Genomic DNA, 19,563 nt, shown 5'->3' with positions numbered 1-19,563 from the left:
TCCTCACGCGGATGGGTTTCCTAACGCCACCTGCATGAGCACGCGCAACGCATCGAACGAAGACGATCCCGTGATCGAAAGCCGCGACCAGCTGGTCGCGCCGATGCAGCAGGGCGAGAAGCCGAAGTCCGACTGGCAAATCGGCACCGAGCATGAGAAACTCGTCTACAAACGCGACGACTTCCATGCGCCCTCCTACGACGAAGAGGGAGGTATCCGCGATATCCTCCTGTCCCTGAAGGATTTTGGATGGGAGCCGGTCGAAGAGGGTGGCAAGGTCATCGCCATGGCAGGCGATGACGGGACGGTCAGCCTTGAACCCGCGGGCCAGCTCGAACTCTCCGGTGCGCCGCTCAGGACGCTGCACGAAACCTGCAACGAAGCGGGGCGTCATCTCGCGCAGGTGAAGGAGATCGGCGAGCGGTGCGGAGTCGGTTTCCTCGGCCTCGGCATGTGGCCCGACAAGACCCGTGAAGAGCTGCCGGTGATGCCCAAGGGCCGGTACGAGATCATGATGCGGCACATGCCGCGGGTGGGCACGCTGGGCCTCGACATGATGCTGCGCACCTGCACGATCCAGGTGAACCTGGATTATGGCAGCGAAGCCGACATGGTGAAGAAGTTCCGCGTCGGCCTCGCGCTGCAGCCGCTGGCAACCGCGCTGTTCGCCAATTCGCCCTTCACCGAGGGCAAGCCCAACGGATACCTCTCCTACCGCAGCCATATCTGGTCCGACACGGACCCGCAGCGCACCGGCATGCTGCCCTTCGTGTTCGAAGACGGCTTCGGCTACGATCGCTGGGTCGACTACATGCTCGACGTGCCGATGTACTTCGTCTTCCGCGACGGGAAATACCTCGATGCGGCGGGCCTGAGCTTCCGCGATTTTCTGGAAGGGAAGCTAAGCATCCTTCCCGGAGAGAAACCGACGCAGAGCGACTGGTGGGATCACCTGAGCACCGCCTTCCCCGAAGTGCGCCTCAAGAGCTTCCTCGAAATGCGCGGCGCGGATGGCGGCCCGTGGAGCCGCATCTGCGCCCTGCCCGCCTTCTGGGTCGGCCTGCTATACGACCAGACCGCGCTCGATGCCGCGTGGGACGTGGTCAAGGACTGGTCGATGGAAGAGCGCGAAGCCCTGCGAAATGCCGTGCCGAAGGAAGGGCTGGCGGCGCGCATTCCCGGCGGGCGCACGCTGCAGGATCTGGGCAAGGAAGTGCTGGATATCGCACGCGCAGGCCTTACCGCACGCGGATTCCTCAATACCGGCGGCGACAACGAGACCGGTTTTCTCCAGACGCTCGACGAGATTGTCGAGAGCGGCAAGTCGCCCGCGCAGCGCATGCTCGATCGCTATCATGGCGAATGGGGCGGCGATATCAGCCGGGTCTACAAGTACAGCTTCTAGCTGCGGGCTATTCCGCCGGTTGCAGCGATTCGCTCCGGCCCCGGCCGAGAGCCCGCGTCAGCGCGCCCAGCGGCGCGGTGATCGTGCCCTGCCGCGCCATCCATGCGTGATATTCGCGGTACTTCGCATCCTCGCCCAGCAGGTGCGCCTCCTCGGTCCGGGCGCGCCAGTAATAGATCGCCGAGACGAGTGACAGGCCGACCACGTTCCGGATAGCCTCCATCGGGCCGCCATCGGTGACGAGGAAGGGCAGAGAGGCGCTCCACCAGAACAGGTTTTTCGAAAGATAGGCCGGGTGCCGGGTGAAGCGGTACGGCCCGTGGGTGATGACCCCGCGATAGGTGAGGTTCGAGAAACGCAGGCCGAAGGCGACGGTCGCCCAGGCATACACGCCGGTCAGCATCACCAGCCAGCCACCCCATACCGATAGCAGCAGCGGGCTATCGGCCATCCAGTGGCGCCAGCCGGGCGCATTCGCTTCGTAAGCCAGCAGGCCGCCAGCATTCATCACACCATAGACGAAGGGCGGGTAGCACAGCAGCGCCGCAACCCATCCTGCAAGAAAAGGGTTCCCGCTGCGGATATGGCTGTCGAGCGGACGCAGCGTCATGACGTAGCCGACCGTGCCGATCTGCACGTCGATCACGAAAAGCAGGCTTATCATCGCAACCGCCAGCGCACCCGGCTGGCTAGCCAATTCGCCCGGGTTGGCGTTCACGACCTCGGCAAAACCGCCGGGCAGGATCGAGATCATGAAGGCGCCGAAAAATCCCTTGATGATCCACGCGCGCCAGTGGGCGATGACCCGGTCCTTGTCCCATGCCTCGCGGTTGAGGAGAAAGGCGCCGAAATGCCAGGTCGCATCGCGCGGATTTTCCATCCGCCGGTCGAGCCACAAGATGTAGGGAATCGAGAGAACGAGTGCAGGCACCGCCGCAAAGCCGAGCACCTTCATGGCAAACAGGTACTGCCCATCCCAGTACCAGCGCCCGATCGCATAAAGCGCGGCGAGCACCGCCCATGTCGCCCAAAGGCCCGTCAGCTTGGTGAAGGAAACGCTGCGTGTTGCGCCGGGATCTTGCGTCCCGCTCCAGCTCAGGCCGGTCGAAGGATTGCGATGGACCCTGTCGACGAAAACCGACCACACGACCATGGGCAGGCCGCTCGCCACGAGGCCCAGCAGCGCGGCATAGGGCCCGTCCAGCCGGGCGCGCGGGCCCGGCAGGTCGAGCGCGGCGGAGATATCAGGAAACGCGCGGCAGAACGCGATCCAGCCGAGCAGGCCCGCAAGGCCGACAAGTCCCACCGCAGCGGAAACATCGCTACGCGGACAATCGGAACTGGTGGCGGCATCGCGCATGACGCCGCCTTAGGCCGCAAAGGGTTAAATGCTCGGTAACGCCCTCTTCGTGGCGCGCCGGGCGGCGATCACCGGAAAGCGGTGATCGTGCCGCCATCGTCCAGCACGTAGAGCGTGTTGTTGACCACGATCGGCGGAAGGCTGACCGAATCCTTCAATTCGGTCAGCATGTTCGCCGAACCTTCCGCCACGCTCACCTGCCACAGCTCGCCGCGCGAGTTGGCGATGTAGAGCATGTTGTTGGCAAGCACGGGGCCGGTCCAGAAAATCTCGCCCTTGCGGTCTTCCGCGTCGCGATAGCGCCGCAGCTGCGTGATCCAGCGGACCTTGCCGGTGGAGCGAGCGATGGCGAGCAGCCGGGCATCGCTGGTCAGCGTGAACAGCCATTCGCCAGCCAGCGCCGGGGTGGAAATCCCGGAAAGGTTGAGCTCCCAGATACGCTGGCCCGTCACCAGTTCGTAGGCGGCCATGCGGCCACCCTGCCCCAGTGCATAGACCCGGCCATTGTCGATGATCGGATCGGCATCGATATCCGAAATGCTGCCGACCTCGGTCGAGATGGACGTGCGGGCAAGCGCGTCGGCCCACAAAACGCGTCCGTTCTCGTAGCGATAGGCCACCAGCTCGCCCGAGCTGTATCCGGCAACCACCGTGCCCTGGCCCGCAGCCGGAGAGGCGACTCCGAAAACGCCCGCCTGCGCAAGCGAACCCGATTCCTGCCACGCGATCTCGCCGTCGTTCTGGTTGAGGGCGATGATGCGGTTGTCCTGCGTCATCACCAGCACGAGGTTGAAGGCCAGCGTGGGTGCGTCGCGTAGCGGACCTGCCGGATTTGCGCTCCAGACCTCCGCGCCGTTGGCGGTATCCAGCGCGACCACCCGGCCCGTACCGCTGGTCACGAACAGACGATTGCCTGCCACCGCGATCCCGCCGCCGTAGACGGTGCCACGCATATCGGACGCGATGTCCGGGCTATACTGCCACAGGCGCGCGCCCGTCTCCGCATTCATGGCGTGGACCGTACCGGAGGTATCGACCGCGTACAGCGTGCCGTTCGCCACCACGGGCGCAGCGCCCAGCCTGCGGCTGCTGGTCGAACCCTCGATCCGCTGAGACCATACTGCGGTGGGATTGGCTGCCAGCGACAGGTGGCCGTAGCTCTTGCTCGGCGTGTTGCTGGCCATGGCCCAGCTGTCATTGACCCGCGCGGGCGGCAGGACGACCGATACGCCGGCCAGGTCCGGGTCCACGTTCGCGCCGCTTTCGATGCGCGAGAGGACGGGAACACGGTTGCCGACCGTAGGCGTGACGTTCTTGTCTCCGCCCCCGCCGAACAGACCGCCAGAGCAGCCCGTGACGACCAGCGTCAGAAGTAGAAGCGGGATCGCACCAGTGGCTCGCAAGGTCATCCTCCGAAAAATACGCCCTCTCGGGCCTCATGTGTCTGTTATTGCGGGCGTCGGCCAGCGGGCCGACCGGCGGCCTGAGCCGCGCGCATGCTCTCGATCAGTTCGTCGACATCGCCCACGGCGTCGATCCCCAGCACGCTCGCCATCTGGCGTGCGCGCCCGCGGATCGTTTCGGGCACATCCTCGTCCTTGGCGATCTGGGCGAACAACTTGCCCGCCTTTTCCTCCTGGCCCGCGTCGAGATAGGCCATGCCCAGGATCTCGCCCGCGCTGCCGTAGTAGGGCTCGCCCTCCTGTGCCAGCGGGGTCAGCCGGCGGATCACCTCCGAAGGTTCCAGCGAATCATAGGCGGCAACCACCGCGCGCAGTTCGGCCAGGTCGCGCAACGAGTCCGGGATATCCCCTTTTGCTGCGACCTGCTCGAAGAATTCCGCCGCCTTTTCGTTGTCGCCCTGCTCCAGCGCGATTCCGCCGCGCAGCATCTGCGCCTGCGCCTGCGCACCGCCTGCGCCATCCTGCGCCAACGGAGCGGCAGTTTCGTCCGCCTGCTTCAGGTTTCCGGCTTCCAGCTGGTCGATCGCCTGGACCAGGACTTCGGAATCACGTTCCCGGTCGCCATCGCTGCGGCTGGTGAAGAACAGATAGGCGGCGAATGCCAGCAGCGCCACGACGACGACGCCGACGATGATCAGGCCGTACTTCTGCCAGATATCGCGATACTGATCGGTACGGACAGCATCATCCACCTCCCGCAGGAGCGCTTCGTCCTGCGCGACTGCGGTCTTGGCCTTTCGGTCGGCTGCTTTTTCGCTGTTGCGGTTGGGTAACAGGGCCACGCCTGAGGGACTTTCCTTGAGACTGCCGGGATTGGCGCGGGTCTTTAAACCATGTTGCGCCGAGTTCAATAGGAGCGCGGGTGAACCGGGCGTGAAGGCACGCTGGTCCTAGCCCAGCACACCGCCGCCTAGCGCGCTGTCGTAAAGCCGCCTGTAGGACGCGATCATCTTGGCCTCGTCGTACTGCGCGCGCGCCTTTGCGCGGTTGGCCGCGCCGATCTGTGCGCGAAGATCCGCGTCGAGGGACAATGCCCGCAAGGCTTCCGCCAGAGAATTCTCGTCGTTCGGGCGGGCGATGTAATGGGCGTTTTCCTTCGCCACCATCGACGCGATGTCGCCCACCGCCGGCGCTGCCACCGGCAGGCCTGCCGCCATTGCCTCGACAACGGACAGCGGAAACTGTTCGGAGTGCGAGGATAGCGCAAAAATATCGAACAGGGCCAGGAAGGCTTTCGGGTTGGAGACGAAGCCGGGCAGGTGGACGCGGTGCGCAATTCCGGCCTCCTCGGCCGCGTCGCGGATAGCCTCACCCTCGGTCCCGTCCCCCACGATCACCAGTTGCCAGTCTTCCGGCAGGTGCGACACGGCGCGCACCAGCGCGGTGAGGTTCTTGACCGGACGCAGACCGGCCAGGGTGCCGACCCATTTCTCCCCTTCGTGCTTGATAACGCCGCGCAGCGCATCGGGGGGCGGGTTGGCTTTGAACCCCTTTGTGTCGATGCCGTTGGGAATGTGCTTCACCCGCCCGATCGGCTGGTGCCATACCTCCAGCGCGATGCCCTCCAGCACCTCCGATGGCACCACCAGCCCGCTCGCCTTGCCCAGCGCAATCCGGCGATACCAGTTGCGGCTGGCCTTGAGCTTTCGCCGCTCGTCCTCGTTGAAGCCATCCTCGTGGTGGATCAGCGGCGGCAGGCCCAGCGCATCCTTGAACAAGGTGTGCGCCATCACCGCATCCATGGCGCCCCAGTTGTAGGTCAGCACGAGGTCGTAGGGCTTCATCGCGATTGCCAGCTCGCGCAGCCGCCTGGGCCACGGCTTGCCCTTGAGCGGAGGGAACTTGCGCGGATAGCGCACCGTCCGCCCCTTCGCGATATGTTCGGCGGCGCCATAGGCGTTGCGGTCTGCCGACACGATCGAATGGGCCAGCTTGCTGCCGAACGCATTGATGAGCTGCACGCTGCGCAGCTCCTTCCCGCCCGCGGCGAAAGTGGAATGGAGATGGAGCACGCGCGGTGCCCCGTCGCGCTGTTTGCTGCTCATCACGCGTTCTCCTGCGTCCGCACCCGCGCGAGCAGCGCGTCGATCGCGGCGACGGCCTCAGGCTCATCGAGAGTCGGGGCATGGCCCGTTTTCGGCACGGTAGCGATCTCCATTGCGCGATTGCGCGTCTTCATCTGGCGCACCGTATCGGGCGAAAGCAGGTCGGAAAGCTCGCCCCGCACAAGCAGCAGCGGCGTATCGGCAAGCGATTCGAAGGCCAGCCACAGGTTGTCGGCAGGTGCGCCGCCCGCGTCTTCGCCCTCCCGGAACGTATCGCCGATCGCCATGTCGTAATCGAAGCTGATGCGCCCGTTCTGGCCCAGCACCATGACCCGCTTGGCAGCCTGCAGCCAGTCCTCCAGCTGATAGCCGGGATGCGCATCGCTATGCGTTTCCTGCAGGGCGCGCGCTGCATGCATCCAGGTGGGAAAGCTGCGGCCCTGACCGACATAGCTGCGGATCTTTTCCAGCCCGCCAGGCTCGATCGCAGGGCCGATGTCGTTGAGCACCGCACCCGCGATTCGCTCTGCCCCGCGCTGTGCCAACATCATCGTCATCAATCCGCCCAGCGAGGTGCCAATGGCGACGAAGCGTTCAATCCCGAGCTCGGCCAGCAGGGCTTCGACATCCGCCACATACTGGGAAACGTCATAGGTGCCTGCGTCGTCCGCATAGTCGCTGTCGCCGCGTCCGCGCATCTCGGGCACGATCACGCGCCATTCGGGCGAAAGACGCTCTGCCAGAAGCGTGAAATCGCGCGCATTGCGTGTCAGCCCGTGCATGCACAGGATTGGCGGCTGGTCAGTGTCTGATGGGCCGGGATAGTCGCGGTAATGCAGTTTCAGGCCGTCGGCGCTATGCCAGAAGCCATCGGTAAAGCGCTGATCCATGGCTCTCTTTTCGAGTTCGGCAGGGGCAGTTCGGTTGCGCACGGCGGCGCGCGTCGCCACTTATTGCCGCGATGGCCGATAAACCGCAACCATACGCACAGGATACTGCGCCGCCCATTCTGGCCCTCGCCGATTGGCTGGGCGACCCGGTCGACCCGGCGAAATTCCCTCAGACCAAGCTGCGCTGGCGCAATGATCGGGCGGCGGCCAGCGTGGGGCTGGATCATCTCTCGGATATCGAATGGGTCACCCATTTCGGCCGGTTCGAACCGCTACCCGATAATCTGGAGCGCCCGCTGGCACTGCGATACCATGGCCACCAGTTCCGCGTGTACAATCCCGAAATCGGCGATGGGCGCGGCTTCCTGTTCGCGCAAATGCGCGCTGCCGACGGTCGCCTGATGGATCTGGGCACCAAGGGATCGGGGCAGACGCCATACAGCCGCACTGCCGACGGACGGCTTACACTCAAGGGCGCAGTGCGCGAATTGCTGGCGACAGAGATGCTCGAGGCGCTCGGGGTCGATACCTCGAAGACCTTCTCCATTATCGAGACCGGCGAGGAATTGATGCGCGGGGACGAACCTTCGCCCACCCGTTCCGCCGTCCTCACCCGGCTGAGCCATGGCCATATCCGCATCGGCAGCTTTCAGCGCCTGCTTGCGCTCGACGAAGCCGGCCACATGCGCGAACTTGTGGATTACTGCCTCGCGCAATTTCCCGGCCCGCCGCCGCCCGCGGATGCCCCCGACCGGGACGATCCGGCGGTGCAGTTGCTGCACCAGGTGGTCGAACGGCTGGCGGACCTCGCGGCAAGCTGGATGGTGGCCGGTTTCGTCCACGGTGTACTCAATACCGACAATATGAACGTCTCGGGCGAAAGCTTCGACTACGGCCCGTGGCGCTGGTTGCCGAAGTGGGAGCCTGGCTTCACTGCCGCCTATTTCGACCACGCGGGCCTGTACGCATTCGGTCGTCAGCCCGAGGCGCTCGGCTGGAACTGCGCCCAACTCGCCACCGCCCTCAGGCTCATCGCCCCGTCGGACGGCCTTGTCGCCGCGCTGGAGCGGTTCGGCCCGCTTTATGGCCATCACCTGCGACGGCGCTGGCTGTGGCGGCTTGGGCTCGAACCGCTCGACGAGCAGCGCGATGCTGCCCTGATCGCGGCTTGCGAACGGCACATGCACGAAAACGCGATGCAGCCCGAGGCCTTCTTCCATGCCCATCGCGGCGGACGCGGCGCGGAAGGGGAACTGGCCGGTGCCTTCGCAGATTACAGCGCCGTCGGACCTGACGACCCTTACTGGGACGAGGGAACGCCACAGAGCATGCTGATAGACGAAGTGGAAACGATCTGGTCCGCGATAGACGAACGCGACGATTGGGCTCCGCTCATGGAAAAGGTCGATGCATTGCGACGGATGGGGAAAGCGCACGGCGATCCGCCACAGCCCGCCGCCAGCGACAGGTGACGCGCTGAAAATTTGGCGCTAATGCGCTGCGCTACACCCGGTCCGAGGGGGTCGCAGCGTCCAAGGGAATTGAGGAACTGCCAGGAGTGCCAATTTCACAGATCGTATCTTACGAACCTGCCACCGGGCAGGAACTGTTTCGTGCGCCAATCGGTGATGTGGACGAAACCGTTGCGCGCGCGCGCGAAGCCTTCCCCGGCTGGGCTTCGCGCCCCGTTGCCAACCGGATGGAAATGGTTCGCCGCTTCGCCAACGAAGTAAGGGCTGCGGCGGATGATTTCGCAGAACTGATCGCGCGCGAGACCGGCAAGCCGTTGTGGGAAGCCAAGACCGAAGTCGAAGCGGTCATCAACAAGGTGGAGATATCCATCTCCGCCTACATGGAGCGCACGGGGCAGAAGAAGCTCGAAAGCGCGCTGGGCGGCACCTCGGCCGTGCGGCACAAGCCACATGGCGTGATGGCCGTGCTCGGCCCCTATAACTTCCCGGCGCACCTGCCCAACGGCCATATCGCACCCGCGCTGATCGCGGGCAATACGGTGGTCTTCAAGCCATCGGAAAAGACCCCTGCCGTCGGCGCAATGCTGGTCGAATGCTTCCACCGCGCGGGCATCGATAAGGATGTCGTCCAAGTGCTGATCGGCGGGCCGGACGAAGGCAAGGCGCTGGTGGCGCACCCCGAAGTAGACGGCATCCTGTTCACCGGCAGCGCGCAGGCGGGCATCGCGATCAACCGCAAATGCGCGAACAATCCGGGCAAGATCCTCGCGCTCGAAATGGGCGGCAACAACCCCATCGTCGTCACGCGCACGCCCAAGGTCGAAGATGCTGCGCTGATCATCGCGCGCTCCGCCTTCACGACTGCGGGCCAGCGATGCACCGCCGCACGGCGGCTGATCGTGACCGAAGATATGTACGACGAGACCGTGGAGGCAGTGAAGACGCTGATCGGCAAGATCATCGTCGACGAACCCTTCGCCGATCCGCAGCCTTTCATGGGCACCGTGATCGACAACCAGGCGGCCGACCAGCTGACCGAGAGCTTCCTCTACCTGCTCTCCAATGGCGGCAAGGCGATCCGCCACCTGCGGCGGCTGAGCGAGGACGCCCCCTTCGTGGCCCCCGCCCTGATCGACACGACCGCGATGGAGGAACGCCCCGATGTGGAACTGTTCGGCCCGCTGCTGCAGGTCATCAAGGTGCCGGATCTGAACGCGGGCATTGTGGAGGCCAACAACACCCGGTTCGGCCTCTCCGCCTCGCTGGTGGGCGGCTCTCCGGACGACTTCAACCATTTCTGGGCCAATATCCGCGCCGGCATCGTCAACTGGAACCAGCCGACCAACGGGGCATCGTCCAAGGCGCCCTTCGGCGGGCTGGGCCTGTCCGGCAATCACCGCCCCGCCGCCTACTACGCCGCCGATTACTGCGCCTATCCGGTCGCCAGCAGCGAGATCGGGCAACCGCGCGCGAGCCTCGGCGTCGGGTTCAAGGTGGACTGATCGGGGCCCAGCATGAAAACGCCCCGGCAAGACTATTGCCGGGGCGCCTTCCACAGCGCTGGTGGGACGCTGCGCCTCGGCCTGCCTCGAGGACAGACCAAAGATCGTCTGGTGTTTCGGCGATCGAAGCCAGCCTTGCGTTGCCCCCGAATCGTCTATGCGTTCATAAATAGCGCCTCTTACATGAACGATCAGCAACGCTTGTGCAGGGTAATGTGCAGGCCTAGGGGCATCGCGTGAACGCCCCGAAATCCCCCGCACCCTCAGGCTTGCCGCAGGCACTGGGCGCCTACGTGATGTGGGGGTTCATGCCGCTTTATCTGCTGCTGGTGCGGCAGGTGCCCGCGTTCGAATTCGTCGGCTGGCGGATCGTGTGGACGTTGCCGGTGTGTCTGCTGATCGTCGCCTTCCGCCGCCAGTTCCCAGACATTCGCCAAGCTTTGGCCGACGGGCGCGCGCTGCTGGTCCTGGCGGCGAGCGCGATGCTGATATCGGTCAACTGGGTGGTGTATGTATGGGCGATCCAGCAGGGCGAGGTCTACGCGGCCAGCCTTGGCTATTACATCAACCCGCTGGTCAACATCCTGCTCGGCACGCTGATCCTCAAGGAGACGCTGAGCCGCGCGCAGTGGATCGCTGTCGCGCTGGCGGGCGTGGGCATCGCCGTGCTTGCCGCCGGCGCGCTGACCACCTTGTGGATCAGCCTGACGCTGGCATTCAGCTTCGGCACCTACGGCCTGCTGCGCAAGCAGGTGACGGTGGGCGCGCTGCCCGGCCTCACGATCGAAAGCGCCATCCTGCTGCTCCCCGCGCTGGGCGTCGCGGCGTGGTTCTGGGCCAGCCCGCAGGGGTCCTCCTTCGAGGTGAGCCTGGGCCTCAGCCTTGCGATCATGCTCGGGGGCCTCTTCACCGCCGTACCGCTGCTGATGTTCGCCATCGCCGCGCGGCGGATGGACTATTCGGTGCTCGGCTTCGTCCAGTTCCTCGCGCCCAGCATCGTCTTCATCCTTGGCCTGACCGTCTTCGGGGAAGAGCTGCACCCGGCGCAGGCCTTCTGCTTCGGCTGCATCTGGCTGGCCGCGGCGATCTTCGTGTGGGATCTGCTGGCGAGGCGGAAGCCGCGCAAGCCGACCCCGGTCAGCTAGTCCTCCAAACTCCACACAATCGTCTTGCCGGCCATGAAGGGCACCACCTGTGTATCGGCTGCCGGAATGCTCTCTGGCACCGCCTGATCCCGCCGAACTAGCGTCACCGTGCCCTCGTTCACCGGCAGGCCGTAGAAGCGAGGCCCGTTGAGCGAGGCGAAGGCTTCGAACCTGTCGAGCGCGCCTTCCTCGTCGAACACCTGCACGTAGGCCTCCAGCGCATGGGGCGCGTTGTAGATGCCCGCGCAGCCGCACGCGCTTTCCTTAGCATGCTGTTCGTGCGGCGCGCTGTCGGTGCCGAGGAACACCTTGGCCGAGCCCGAGGTGGCAAACGCCCGCAGCGCCAGCCGATGCTCCTCGCGCTTGGCGACGGGCAGGCAGTAGGCATGCGGGCGCATTCCGCCCACCAGCATCGCATTACGGTTGATGTGGAGGTGATGCGGCGTGATCGTCGCGCCCACATTCTCCCCCGCGCCTTCCACGAAATCGACCGCGTGGCGGCTGGTGATATGCTCGAAAGCGATTTTCAGCTGCGGCAGATCGCGGTGCAGCGGCGCGAGCACGGTCTCGATGAACACCGCTTCCCGGTCGAAAATGTCGATTTCCGCATCGGTCACTTCACCATGTACGCATAGGACCATGCCCGCCTCGGCCATCGCCTCGAACACCGGGCGCAGCTTGCCGATATCGGTCACGCCATGCGCCGAATTGGTGGTGGCATTGGCGGGGTAGAGCTTGGCTGCGGTAAACACGCCGTCGCGGAAACCGCCGATCAGATCGGCCGGGTCGGTATCGTCGGTCAGGTAGGCGGTCATCAGCGGAGCGAAGTCCGCACCCTGCGGCAGCGCCGCCATGATCCGCTCCCGATAGGCGCGTGCGGCATCCGCCGTCGTCACCGGCGGCGTGAGGTTGGGCATCACGATCGCGCGCCCGAACTGGCGTGCGGTGGCACCCGCCACGCTTTGCAGCATTGCGCCATCGCGCAGGTGCACATGCCAGTCGTCGGGGCGGCGGATCGTCAGCGTGTCTGTCATGCCGCGCGCCCTACCCCAACAGCGCCGCGGAGGGGAGCCCTGACACACCTGACACAGTGTCCTGGGCCGAAAAACTCTGCCGCCCCACGGCCTCTCTTTCGGCTGGCGGAGATAGCTGGGCAGTGCGGCGCATGTGCGGCACGTTAGCCGCACACCGTCATGTAGGACAGCGCCCCCACTGGCATGGCCTGCGCCGCGCCCCTATCTGCGCAGGCATGACAGCAACCCGCCTCGCCAACCGCGCTCTCGTCCGCCTCGCCCCGCTGGAAGAGGGAGAAAGCGTCTCCGCATTCCTCCAGGGCCTGCTGACGAACGACGTCACCGGAGAACTTCCCGCCTATGCCGCGCTGCTGAGCGCGCAGGGCAAGACCATGTTCGACATGATCGTCTGGCCCGGCCGCCCCTGCGAATACGGCGAAACCATGCTGCTCGATTGCGAGGCGGCGGTGGCGGACGATCTGGTCAAACGCCTGTCTCTCTATCGCCTGCGCCGCAAGATCGAGATCGCCCGCGACGAGAGCCTGTCGGTGCACTGGATCGCCCGGAGCGATGGCGAACACCCGGTCGACCCGCGCCTGCCCGCGCTGGGTCAGCGCTGGCTCGCGGAGGCGGATGAGGGCGAGGCCGCAGACGATGCCTGGCTCGCCCATCGCCTCTCGCTCGGCGTGCCCGAAGGCCAGGCCGAGCTGGGCGACATCCTGTGGCTGGAGACCAACGCGGTCGAGCTGAACGGGGTCAGCTTCAACAAGGGCTGCTATATCGGGCAGGAAAACACCGCGCGGATGAACTGGCGGCAGAAGGTCAACCGGCGGCTGGTGGTGGTGCCGCTGGACCGGTCCGAGGAGAAGCGCCGCAAGGCGGAATATCCCGAACAGGGCTACGCGGTCGATCACCTGCGCGTGGCCGACATACCCGGGGACCTGATGCCAGACTGGCTCGATCAGCCGTTGGTCGAATAGTCGATAAGCACTGCACGCCCGGGCCCTAGAGTTGCCAAAACAAGACATGACCGGGAGGCTGCGTGACCGTGCTTCGTGAAATCCGCGCGATGTTTCTTGCCATCGCCCTGCTCGCGCCGTCTGCGATAGCGGCGCAGGATGCATCTGATCGGGCCATCGACGCGCAGGCGCGCGACGGGGTGATCGAGACGCTGAGCGCCGAACTGCGCGAAAACTACGTCTTTCCCGAGGTGGCGGGCCGTGTCGCTACCGAGCTTCGCGCGCGTGCCGATGCAGGCGCATACGATTCGGCTACCACCGCCCGGGCCCTTGCCTCATCCCTGCACGAAGACCTGCGCGAAATCGGCAAGGATGGGCACTTCAGCGTGCGCTACCGCCCCGGTTTCGAACCCTACGAGCCCGACGAAACCGGCGTGCCCGATGCCGCCGAAATTGCGGAGATGCGCCGGGAGAGCGCGCGCCATGGCTATGGCATTGCCCGGATCGAACGGCTGCCCGGCAATGTCGGCTATCTGGACGTGCGGGCCTTCATCCAGCCCGAATTTGCCGCGCCCGCCTACGAAGCCGCCATGCAGCTGCTCGATGGCAGCGAAGCAATCATCGTCGATATGCGGTCGAACGGGGGTGGCGACCCACAGAGCGTCGCCCAGCTGATGAGCCATTTCCTGCCCTTCGGCACCGATCTGCTGATCAACAGCATTTACGACCGCCCCGAGGATTCCACGCGGGAATTCTGGAACGACAAGACCGTGGAAACCCGTTTCACCGGCCCGGTCTACGTGCTCACCTCGGATGTCACTTTCTCCGGCGGAGAGGAATTCGCCTACGACATGCAGACCCATGGCCGGGGCACGTTGATCGGCGAGACCACCGGTGGCGGGGCCAATCCCGGCGCGATGGTGCAGATCGGCCACGGCATGATCGCCTTCATCCCCACCGGCCGGGCGATCAACCCGATCACCGGGACGAACTGGGAAGGCACAGGGGTTGCACCCGATCATCCGGTTGCTGCCGACAAGGCGCTGCAGACCGGCCTCGCCATGGCGCTGGAACGGATTGCCGGGGAAACCGGGGATGCCGACCGCAGGGAGAAACTGGCGGGCCTGCGGGCAAAAGTGCGCAACGGAGAGGTCGCTCTGCCGCAGTGGAAGCATCCGCGACGGGACTGATCGGCGGTTCAGGGCGCGCTGCGGCCCGCCTGCTCCAGCGAATCGACCACGAACCGCTCGGCAATATCGCGCGCCGTGTTCGCGGGTAATTTCAGGGCCGACGAAAGCGGGTGGCCGATCAGCGACTGGCCCAGGGCCAGCAGCACGACGATCAGCGTGGATTGCAGGGCATCGTGATCCGCCGGATGGTCTGCGCCCTGCTCCTCGCGGTGAACCTGCTCGATCATCTGGTGGATCGCCCTTGTAAAGGGTTCCAGCGCATCCTCCTGCCCCGTCGCCAGCAACCAGCTGACCAGCGCGCCGCCGCCTTCGTGATCGAAGGCATCGAAGGCCTGGTCCACGATCACGCGCGGCGAGGCCGCGCCTTCGCGGCTCGCCCGGATCGAGGCGGCAATCCGCTCGCATACCGATTCGGCCAGATAGGTGCCCAGCGCATGCTGCAAGCCGGCGGCGGAGCCGAAATGGTGCAGCAGGTTGGCGTGGGTCCGGCCGACCCGTGATCCCACCGCTTTCAGCGTGACCGCCTGCGGCCCCGCCTCGATCAGCAGATCGCGCGCAGCTTCCAGCGCCCCGGCGCGCGATTCCTCGGGACTCAAGCGTTTACGACGAGTTGCCATGCGGCTTCGTAGTGCGCCGGGGCCTGCGCAGCAAGGAACCTATAAGCGCCATTGCCGTTCATCTTACTGACATTGGTGTAAGTTATATTGCACGCAAGACACAGGACGACACAGGAGTTGTCATCATGACCGCACGCGATTCAGCCCTTGCGGCAGAGCCCGCCATCACCGTGCGTGACGAACGCTTCAATCGCAGCAACACCCCGTCGCGCTGGTGGGCCGGAGAGCCCTTCGGCACCGCCTGGCACAATGCGCTATCGGGCACCTTCCCGCGCGGCGAGGCCTTCTTCATCGAATCGGTCAAGGCCTTCCGCGAAGGCACCGACGCCAGGCTGGCCGCGGAAATCCGCGCTTTCGTGAAGCAGGAGATCAACCACACGCGCGAACATATCGCCTTCAACCGGCTGGCTGCGGATGCGGGCTACGACATGGACATGATCGACCGGCGCACGAAGGAACTGCTCGAACTGGCCAACGGCCGGCCCGCTATCGCCAAGCTGGGCATTACCATGGCGCTGGAGCACTATACCGCGATGATGGCGCACGAATTCCTCGCCAATCCGCAGCATTTCGCCGATTCGGACCCCGAAGTTCGCAAGATGTGGGAATGGCACGCGGTCGAGGAGATCGAGCACAAGGGCGTCGCCTACGACGTGTGGAACCACGCGACGCGCGACTGGAGCGGCTTCCAGCGCTGGCTGCGCCGCAGCGTCATCATGCTCGAAGTGACCCGGCGCTTCCTCAATAACCGCTGGGTCGATGCGACCGAGCTGCTCGCGCAGGACGGAATTACCGGCTGGCGCGCGCATTGGGGGCTGGCGAAATACCTGTTCGGCACGCCCGGCGTGCTGCGCCGCTGCTTCCCGGCCTGGCTGAGCTATTTCAAGCCCGGCTTCCACCCGTGGGACCACGACGACCGCGCGCTCATCGGCAAGTACGAGGGCGACTACGAGGACGCCCTGCTGCCCGCGTAGGGCCCGGCGAACAGCACTCCGGCGGCGGCGCGATCACGCCGCCGCCGGCAGTGCCTCCTCTTTCAGGAAATCGAGTTCATATCCTATCGTCTGCGCTTCGTAGCCGCGCGCCAGGCTGCGGTGGCGCCCGACCTTGCCGGTCGGCATGAAGCCCGCCTTGCGCAGGACCCTGCCCGAAGCGGGATTGTCCAGAAAATGGCTGGCAACGATCCGCGGATGCCCGGTCGCGCGGGCGATCTCGACGACGGCGCGCGCCGCCTCGCTCGCATAGCCGCGGCCCCAATGCGGGCGCGCGATCCAGTAGCCCAGCTCCATCGTGCCATCCCCGCCGCCGTCCTGGGCGGGCAGCGGACCGATACCGATGCAGCCGATCACCTCGCCGCTATCGGCCAGAGTGACCAGGAAGCGGGGGGCGTAGGGATCTTGCGGCTGGGCGCACCATTCCTGCGCGTCAGCATCCGAATAGGGCCACGGCGCGGTGGCGAGATTGCGCACGATGCCTTCGTCCGCGATGCCCGCACGCACCGCGCACCAGTCTTCGGGCCAGGGTGGCCGCAACAGCAGCCGTTCGCTTCTGTGAAACATCGTACTTCCCCCGCGCACGGCCCTTGCGGGGCCGGGTTCCAAGGGAGACGAAAAAAGGGAGACGGGGCCGGCCCCCTCTCCCTCGATGGCCGGATGCTACCTCCGGCGGGGCCGCCTCGTTGGACGGCCCTGTTCGTGAACCGTCCGCTTATTCTGCCGCTTGCGCCAGCATGTCGACCGATACGTATTTGCGGCCGAGCTTCCCGTCGTGGAAGCGTACAATACCGTCGGTAAGCGCAAAGAGGGTGTGATCCTTGCCCATGCCGACATTGCTGCCCGCATAGAACTTGGTCCCGCGCTGACGCACGATAATGTTGCCCGCGACAACGCCTTCGCTGCCGAACTTCTTCACGCCGAGGCGGCGGCCTGCCGAATCGCGACCGTTACGCGAAGAGCCGCCTGCTTTCTTATGTGCCATTGGTCCTGGTCCTTACCTGTCGTGGGCCGCGCGCTTACGCGTCGCCCGAATCCTTGTCCGCCGCCTTCTTGGCGGGAGCCTTCTTGGCCGGAGCCTTGGTCGCGGCGGTCTTCTTCGGCGCGGCCTTCTTGGCTGCGGGCTTGTCGGCGGTATCGGCCTTCTTGGCCGGGGCCTTCTTCGCAGCAGGCTTCGCGTCCGCAGCCTTGTCTTCCGCAGGCGCGGCGTCCGCCTTCTTGGCGGCGGGCTTCGCCGCAGCCTTCTTGCTGCCTTCGCCCACATCGGTGATGCGCAGCAGCGTCATCTGCTGGCGATGGCCGGCCTTGCGGCGATAATTGTGACGGCGGCGCTTCTTGAAGACCACCACCTTCTCGCTCTTGGCCTGAGCGATGATCTCTGCCGAAACGGACACCTTGCCAGCATCGGCCAGGCTGTCGCCTTCGCCTGCAAGCAGGACATCGCCCAGAGTGATCGTATCGCCTGCTTCACCAGCAAGCTTCTCGACCGCGATTTTGTCTCCGGCGGCAACCCGGTATTGTTTGCCGCCCGTGCGCACCACTGCGAACATCGGTTCAACTTTCAATCGTTTTGCTGTGACGCTGCCCCATATGGAACACCGTATCGACGGGCGACACCATGGTGCGCCCCCCAAAGAACGGCGCGCTTACGGGATGGTTGGCGATAAGTCAACGCCGGGATGGCGGATTCTGGCGTATCTTGCGCACAGCCCCTACCACCATCGGCCGCGCATGCTAAGAGCCGGGGATGAATGCCCTGCGCCTGACGATCCTGTCCACTTCCGCCGCAGCGCTTGCCGCCTGCGCAAGCACACCCGACACCCCCTATCCCTCGCTCGCCATCCGCGATGCGGAACGCGCGAGCGGGCAATATCCGGTCCCCCAGGGCGATTGCGCGGTGGAGAGCCCCGACGCCGGGGGGCCGTTGCAGCCCGCTCCACCCGTACCGCCCCCGCCGCCCTCGATCCCTGCCAGGCTAATGGAGCAGGCATCGCAGCTCGAGGCGCAGGCACGCGCGGCCCACGCCGATTTCGAACGCGCCGTGCCTGCCACCCGCGCAGCTGTGCGCGGGGCTGGCGCGGTCGGTTCCAAGAGCTGGGGCCGAGCGGAGGTCGCCTACGCCAACCTGCGCTCGCTGCGCGGGCAAACCGCGATTCCTCTGGCCGATCTCGATACGCTGGTTGCCACCCGATCGGTTGCGGGTCAGCCCGTCGACCGGATCGTAGCGGCGCGCGATGCCGTAGCGCAGCTGGTTGAACAGGAAGACGCCGTGCTGGTAGAGCTGGCGCCGAACTCATGAACCTTGCCTGCGCCACCTGCCCCGTCCGCGACCGTGCGGCCTGTTCCGTGCTCGACGATAGCGAGCGCGAAAACCTCGCCCGTCGTGGCCATCATCGCACGCTCGAAGCGGGCGAAGTGCTCTTTCGCGCGGGCGAAAAGGTCAATGCCTGCGCCACGCTGACCACTGGGGCGCTCAAGGTCACGTCCATCGATGCCGACGGGCAGGAACATATCCTTGCGCTGGTTCACCCGGCAGGCTTCATCGGCGAATTCTTCCAGCCCTTCGACGATCACGAGATCGTGGCGCTGACGCAATCGCAGGTATGCCTGTTCAACGGGCCGGACATCGAATCGGCGATGGATGAATATCCCGCACTGGCGCGCGCCCTGCTGCGCCGCGTGCAGGAAGATCTTCATGCCAGCCGCAGCCTGCTTGCGCTGGCCGGAAAATCGGATGCGCAGGCGCAGGTGGCGGGTCTGATCATGGGATTTGCGCAGGCTGCCAGCGATTCGCCCTGCCACCCGGCCCAGAAATTCGAACTGCCGCTCAGCCGCGCGGACTGCGCCAACATGCTTGGCCTGACCATCGAGACGGTCAGCCGAAAGATCACCGCGCTGGAGAAGATGGGCGCCATCGTTCGCACAGGAAAACGCGGGATCGAACTGGTCGACCCCGCGCAACTTTCCGATCTTGCGGCCGGATAATCAGGCCGCGACAACCCCGGCGATCACCAGCACCGTCATCGCCCAGATCACGATCAGCGTGGGCAGGATCATCATCTGGATGACCGCATCCCTGCCCTGGAGCAGGCCCGTGTGCGTCTGGATTCCGCCTTGCGCCAGCTCGCCGAAGGTCTTTGCCCGCGCCTGCGGCTTGCGCCCGAGGCCCAGCCACAGCGCGGGTGCGGCGAACAGGCCGACGATGAAGATGGCGAAGATCGCCATGGGCAGCGCCAGTTCGGGCGTGGAAAGGCCGATCCCGAGCATGGCAATGAAACCGAGATAGAGGGCCACCGTCGCGCCGTAGAGCATGGTGGGCATTTCGAAGGTGCGGTCCACATCCTGGCGAATGACCGCCGGCTCGGCCTCGACCGGTGCCAGCGCTTCGACCAGCTTCATGCTCGGCTTTTCGACCTGCTCGCGCGGGTCGCGGAGCATTGCGGGCAGCTCGGCATGGACAATCGCCTTTTCGGCGACGGCGGCGCTGTTCAGACGTTCGGACATTCTTTC

At 65.5% G+C, this 19,563-nt stretch carries 20 protein-coding genes; 9 read left to right on the top strand and 11 right to left on the bottom strand.

The annotated features are described in order from the left end of the window. Window positions 1-34: 34 nt before the first annotated feature. Window positions 35-1,405 carry a glutamate--cysteine ligase gene (locus ADAD_RS0112485; protein WP_010414293.1) on the top strand — a complete coding sequence of 457 codons (1,371 nt, stop codon included), beginning with the start codon at window positions 35-37 and terminating at the stop codon, window positions 1,403-1,405. A gap of 7 nt (window positions 1,406-1,412) precedes the next feature. On the opposite strand, the gene ADAD_RS0112480 is transcribed toward ADAD_RS0112485, so the two are convergent. From ADAD_RS0112480 to ADAD_RS0112460, 5 genes are all read right to left on the bottom strand, one after another. Then, entirely contained in the window at window positions 1,413-2,765 is a 1,353-nt protein-coding gene (locus ADAD_RS0112480; protein WP_010414291.1) for a methyltransferase family protein, read from the bottom strand. Window positions 2,766-2,833: 68 nt separating this feature from the next. Further along, window positions 2,834-4,174: an outer membrane protein assembly factor BamB family protein gene (locus ADAD_RS0112475; protein WP_010414289.1), complete on the bottom strand. Its 1,341-nt coding sequence runs from the start codon at window positions 4,172-4,174 to the stop codon at window positions 2,834-2,836. Between the two features lie 38 nt (window positions 4,175-4,212). Beyond that, window positions 4,213-5,010, bottom strand: coding sequence for a tetratricopeptide repeat protein (locus ADAD_RS0112470; RefSeq protein WP_010414287.1), 798 nt, complete (start codon window positions 5,008-5,010; stop codon window positions 4,213-4,215). A gap of 108 nt (window positions 5,011-5,118) precedes the next feature. Continuing rightward, window positions 5,119-6,273 carry a glycosyltransferase family 4 protein gene (locus ADAD_RS0112465; RefSeq protein WP_010414285.1) on the bottom strand — a complete coding sequence of 385 codons (1,155 nt, stop codon included), beginning with the start codon at window positions 6,271-6,273 and terminating at the stop codon, window positions 5,119-5,121. Continuing rightward, window positions 6,273-7,163, bottom strand: a complete 891-nt coding sequence (locus ADAD_RS0112460; protein ID WP_010414284.1) for an alpha/beta fold hydrolase — start codon at window positions 7,161-7,163, stop codon at window positions 6,273-6,275. The genes ADAD_RS0112465 and ADAD_RS0112460 overlap by 1 nt, the downstream gene beginning before the upstream one ends. A 71-nt stretch (window positions 7,164-7,234) precedes the next feature. On the opposite strand from ADAD_RS0112460, the gene ADAD_RS0112455 reads away from it, so the two are divergent. From ADAD_RS0112455 to rarD, 3 genes are all read left to right on the top strand, one after another. Further along, window positions 7,235-8,635, top strand: coding sequence for a protein adenylyltransferase SelO family protein (locus tag ADAD_RS0112455; RefSeq protein WP_010414283.1), 1,401 nt, complete (start codon window positions 7,235-7,237; stop codon window positions 8,633-8,635). An 86-nt stretch (window positions 8,636-8,721) separates the two neighbouring features. Then, window positions 8,722-10,137 carry a succinylglutamate-semialdehyde dehydrogenase gene (locus tag ADAD_RS0112450; RefSeq protein ID WP_139020439.1) on the top strand — a complete coding sequence of 472 codons (1,416 nt, stop codon included), beginning with the start codon at window positions 8,722-8,724 and terminating at the stop codon, window positions 10,135-10,137. Window positions 10,138-10,373: 236 nt separating this feature from the next. After that, window positions 10,374-11,282, top strand: a complete 909-nt coding sequence (gene rarD / locus ADAD_RS0112445; protein ID WP_029140114.1) for an EamA family transporter RarD — start codon at window positions 10,374-10,376, stop codon at window positions 11,280-11,282. On the opposite strand, the gene pyrC is transcribed toward rarD, so the two are convergent. Continuing rightward, entirely contained in the window at window positions 11,279-12,316 is a 1,038-nt protein-coding gene (gene pyrC, locus ADAD_RS0112440) for a dihydroorotase (RefSeq protein ID WP_010414280.1), read from the bottom strand. The genes rarD and pyrC overlap by 4 nt on opposite strands. A 215-nt stretch (window positions 12,317-12,531) precedes the next feature. On the opposite strand from pyrC, the gene ygfZ reads away from it, so the two are divergent. Together ygfZ and ADAD_RS0112430 are read left to right on the top strand one after the other, a co-directional pair. Continuing rightward, a complete protein-coding gene (gene ygfZ / locus ADAD_RS0112435; protein WP_010414279.1) occupies window positions 12,532-13,275 on the top strand; it encodes a CAF17-like 4Fe-4S cluster assembly/insertion protein YgfZ in 744 nt (247 codons plus the stop codon). Between the two features lie 68 nt (window positions 13,276-13,343). Continuing rightward, window positions 13,344-14,444, top strand: a complete 1,101-nt coding sequence (locus ADAD_RS0112430) for a S41 family peptidase (RefSeq protein ID WP_237700821.1) — start codon at window positions 13,344-13,346, stop codon at window positions 14,442-14,444. 8 nt (window positions 14,445-14,452) lie between these two features. On the opposite strand, the gene ADAD_RS0112425 is transcribed toward ADAD_RS0112430, so the two are convergent. Beyond that, window positions 14,453-15,061 carry a TetR/AcrR family transcriptional regulator gene (locus ADAD_RS0112425; protein WP_029140113.1) on the bottom strand — a complete coding sequence of 203 codons (609 nt, stop codon included), beginning with the start codon at window positions 15,059-15,061 and terminating at the stop codon, window positions 14,453-14,455. A 125-nt stretch (window positions 15,062-15,186) separates the two neighbouring features. Here ADAD_RS0112425 and ADAD_RS0112420 point away from each other — a divergent pair, with 125 nt between their 5' ends. Then, window positions 15,187-16,035, top strand: coding sequence for a metal-dependent hydrolase (locus ADAD_RS0112420; RefSeq protein WP_010414276.1), 849 nt, complete (start codon window positions 15,187-15,189; stop codon window positions 16,033-16,035). A gap of 33 nt (window positions 16,036-16,068) precedes the next feature. On the opposite strand, the gene ADAD_RS0112415 is transcribed toward ADAD_RS0112420, so the two are convergent. From ADAD_RS0112415 to rplU, 3 genes are all read right to left on the bottom strand, one after another. After that, window positions 16,069-16,620: a GNAT family N-acetyltransferase gene (locus ADAD_RS0112415; protein WP_010414275.1), complete on the bottom strand. Its 552-nt coding sequence runs from the start codon at window positions 16,618-16,620 to the stop codon at window positions 16,069-16,071. Window positions 16,621-16,768: 148 nt separating this feature from the next. Beyond that, a complete protein-coding gene (gene rpmA, locus ADAD_RS0112410) occupies window positions 16,769-17,038 on the bottom strand; it encodes a 50S ribosomal protein L27 (protein ID WP_010414272.1) in 270 nt (89 codons plus the stop codon). Between the two features lie 34 nt (window positions 17,039-17,072). Continuing rightward, window positions 17,073-17,603: a 50S ribosomal protein L21 gene (gene rplU, locus ADAD_RS0112405; protein WP_010414270.1), complete on the bottom strand. Its 531-nt coding sequence runs from the start codon at window positions 17,601-17,603 to the stop codon at window positions 17,073-17,075. Between the two features lie 197 nt (window positions 17,604-17,800). On the opposite strand from rplU, the gene ADAD_RS0112400 reads away from it, so the two are divergent. Both ADAD_RS0112400 and ADAD_RS0112395 read left to right on the top strand, forming a co-directional pair. Then, window positions 17,801-18,352 carry a hypothetical protein gene (locus tag ADAD_RS0112400; RefSeq protein ID WP_010414267.1) on the top strand — a complete coding sequence of 184 codons (552 nt, stop codon included), beginning with the start codon at window positions 17,801-17,803 and terminating at the stop codon, window positions 18,350-18,352. Further along, the gene (locus ADAD_RS0112395; protein ID WP_010414266.1) at window positions 18,349-19,038 is read left to right on the top strand and encodes a Crp/Fnr family transcriptional regulator; all 690 of its coding nucleotides are present in this window, start codon (window positions 18,349-18,351) and stop codon (window positions 19,036-19,038) included. Before ADAD_RS0112400 ends, ADAD_RS0112395 begins: the two co-directional genes overlap by 4 nt. Here ADAD_RS0112395 and ADAD_RS0112390 read toward each other — a convergent pair whose 3' ends face one another. Next, window positions 19,039-19,557, bottom strand: coding sequence for a hypothetical protein (locus tag ADAD_RS0112390; RefSeq protein WP_139020438.1), 519 nt, complete (start codon window positions 19,555-19,557; stop codon window positions 19,039-19,041). Window positions 19,558-19,563 lie beyond the last annotated feature (6 nt).

The organism is Citromicrobium sp. JLT1363 (assembly GCF_000186705.1).
Lineage (GTDB): Bacteria > Pseudomonadota > Alphaproteobacteria > Sphingomonadales > Sphingomonadaceae > Alteriqipengyuania.
This window is presented reverse-complemented; position numbering and strand designations above follow the sequence as displayed.

Coding starts and splice junctions, on each gene's coding strand:
- rpmA (WP_010414272.1), bottom strand. CDS start 17,038: ATGGCACATAAGAAAGCAGGCGGCTCTTCGCGTAACGGTCGCGATTCG.
- ygfZ (WP_010414279.1), top strand. CDS start 12,532: ATGACAGCAACCCGCCTCGCCAACCGCGCTCTCGTCCGCCTCGCCCCG.
- ADAD_RS0112455 (WP_010414283.1), top strand. CDS start 7,235: ATGGCCGATAAACCGCAACCATACGCACAGGATACTGCGCCGCCCATT.
- ADAD_RS0112415 (WP_010414275.1), bottom strand. CDS start 16,620: ATGTTTCACAGAAGCGAACGGCTGCTGTTGCGGCCACCCTGGCCCGAA.
- ADAD_RS0112390 (WP_139020438.1), bottom strand. CDS start 19,557: ATGTCCGAACGTCTGAACAGCGCCGCCGTCGCCGAAAAGGCGATTGTC.
- ADAD_RS0112395 (WP_010414266.1), top strand. CDS start 18,349: ATGAACCTTGCCTGCGCCACCTGCCCCGTCCGCGACCGTGCGGCCTGT.
- ADAD_RS0112485 (WP_010414293.1), top strand. CDS start 35: ATGAGCACGCGCAACGCATCGAACGAAGACGATCCCGTGATCGAAAGC.
- ADAD_RS0112480 (WP_010414291.1), bottom strand. CDS start 2,765: ATGCGCGATGCCGCCACCAGTTCCGATTGTCCGCGTAGCGATGTTTCC.
- ADAD_RS0112465 (WP_010414285.1), bottom strand. CDS start 6,273: ATGAGCAGCAAACAGCGCGACGGGGCACCGCGCGTGCTCCATCTCCAT.
- ADAD_RS0112400 (WP_010414267.1), top strand. CDS start 17,801: ATGAATGCCCTGCGCCTGACGATCCTGTCCACTTCCGCCGCAGCGCTT.
- pyrC (WP_010414280.1), bottom strand. CDS start 12,316: ATGACAGACACGCTGACGATCCGCCGCCCCGACGACTGGCATGTGCAC.
- ADAD_RS0112425 (WP_029140113.1), bottom strand. CDS start 15,061: ATGGCAACTCGTCGTAAACGCTTGAGTCCCGAGGAATCGCGCGCCGGG.
- rplU (WP_010414270.1), bottom strand. CDS start 17,603: ATGTTCGCAGTGGTGCGCACGGGCGGCAAACAATACCGGGTTGCCGCC.
- ADAD_RS0112475 (WP_010414289.1), bottom strand. CDS start 4,174: ATGACCTTGCGAGCCACTGGTGCGATCCCGCTTCTACTTCTGACGCTG.
- ADAD_RS0112420 (WP_010414276.1), top strand. CDS start 15,187: ATGACCGCACGCGATTCAGCCCTTGCGGCAGAGCCCGCCATCACCGTG.
- ADAD_RS0112460 (WP_010414284.1), bottom strand. CDS start 7,163: ATGGATCAGCGCTTTACCGATGGCTTCTGGCATAGCGCCGACGGCCTG.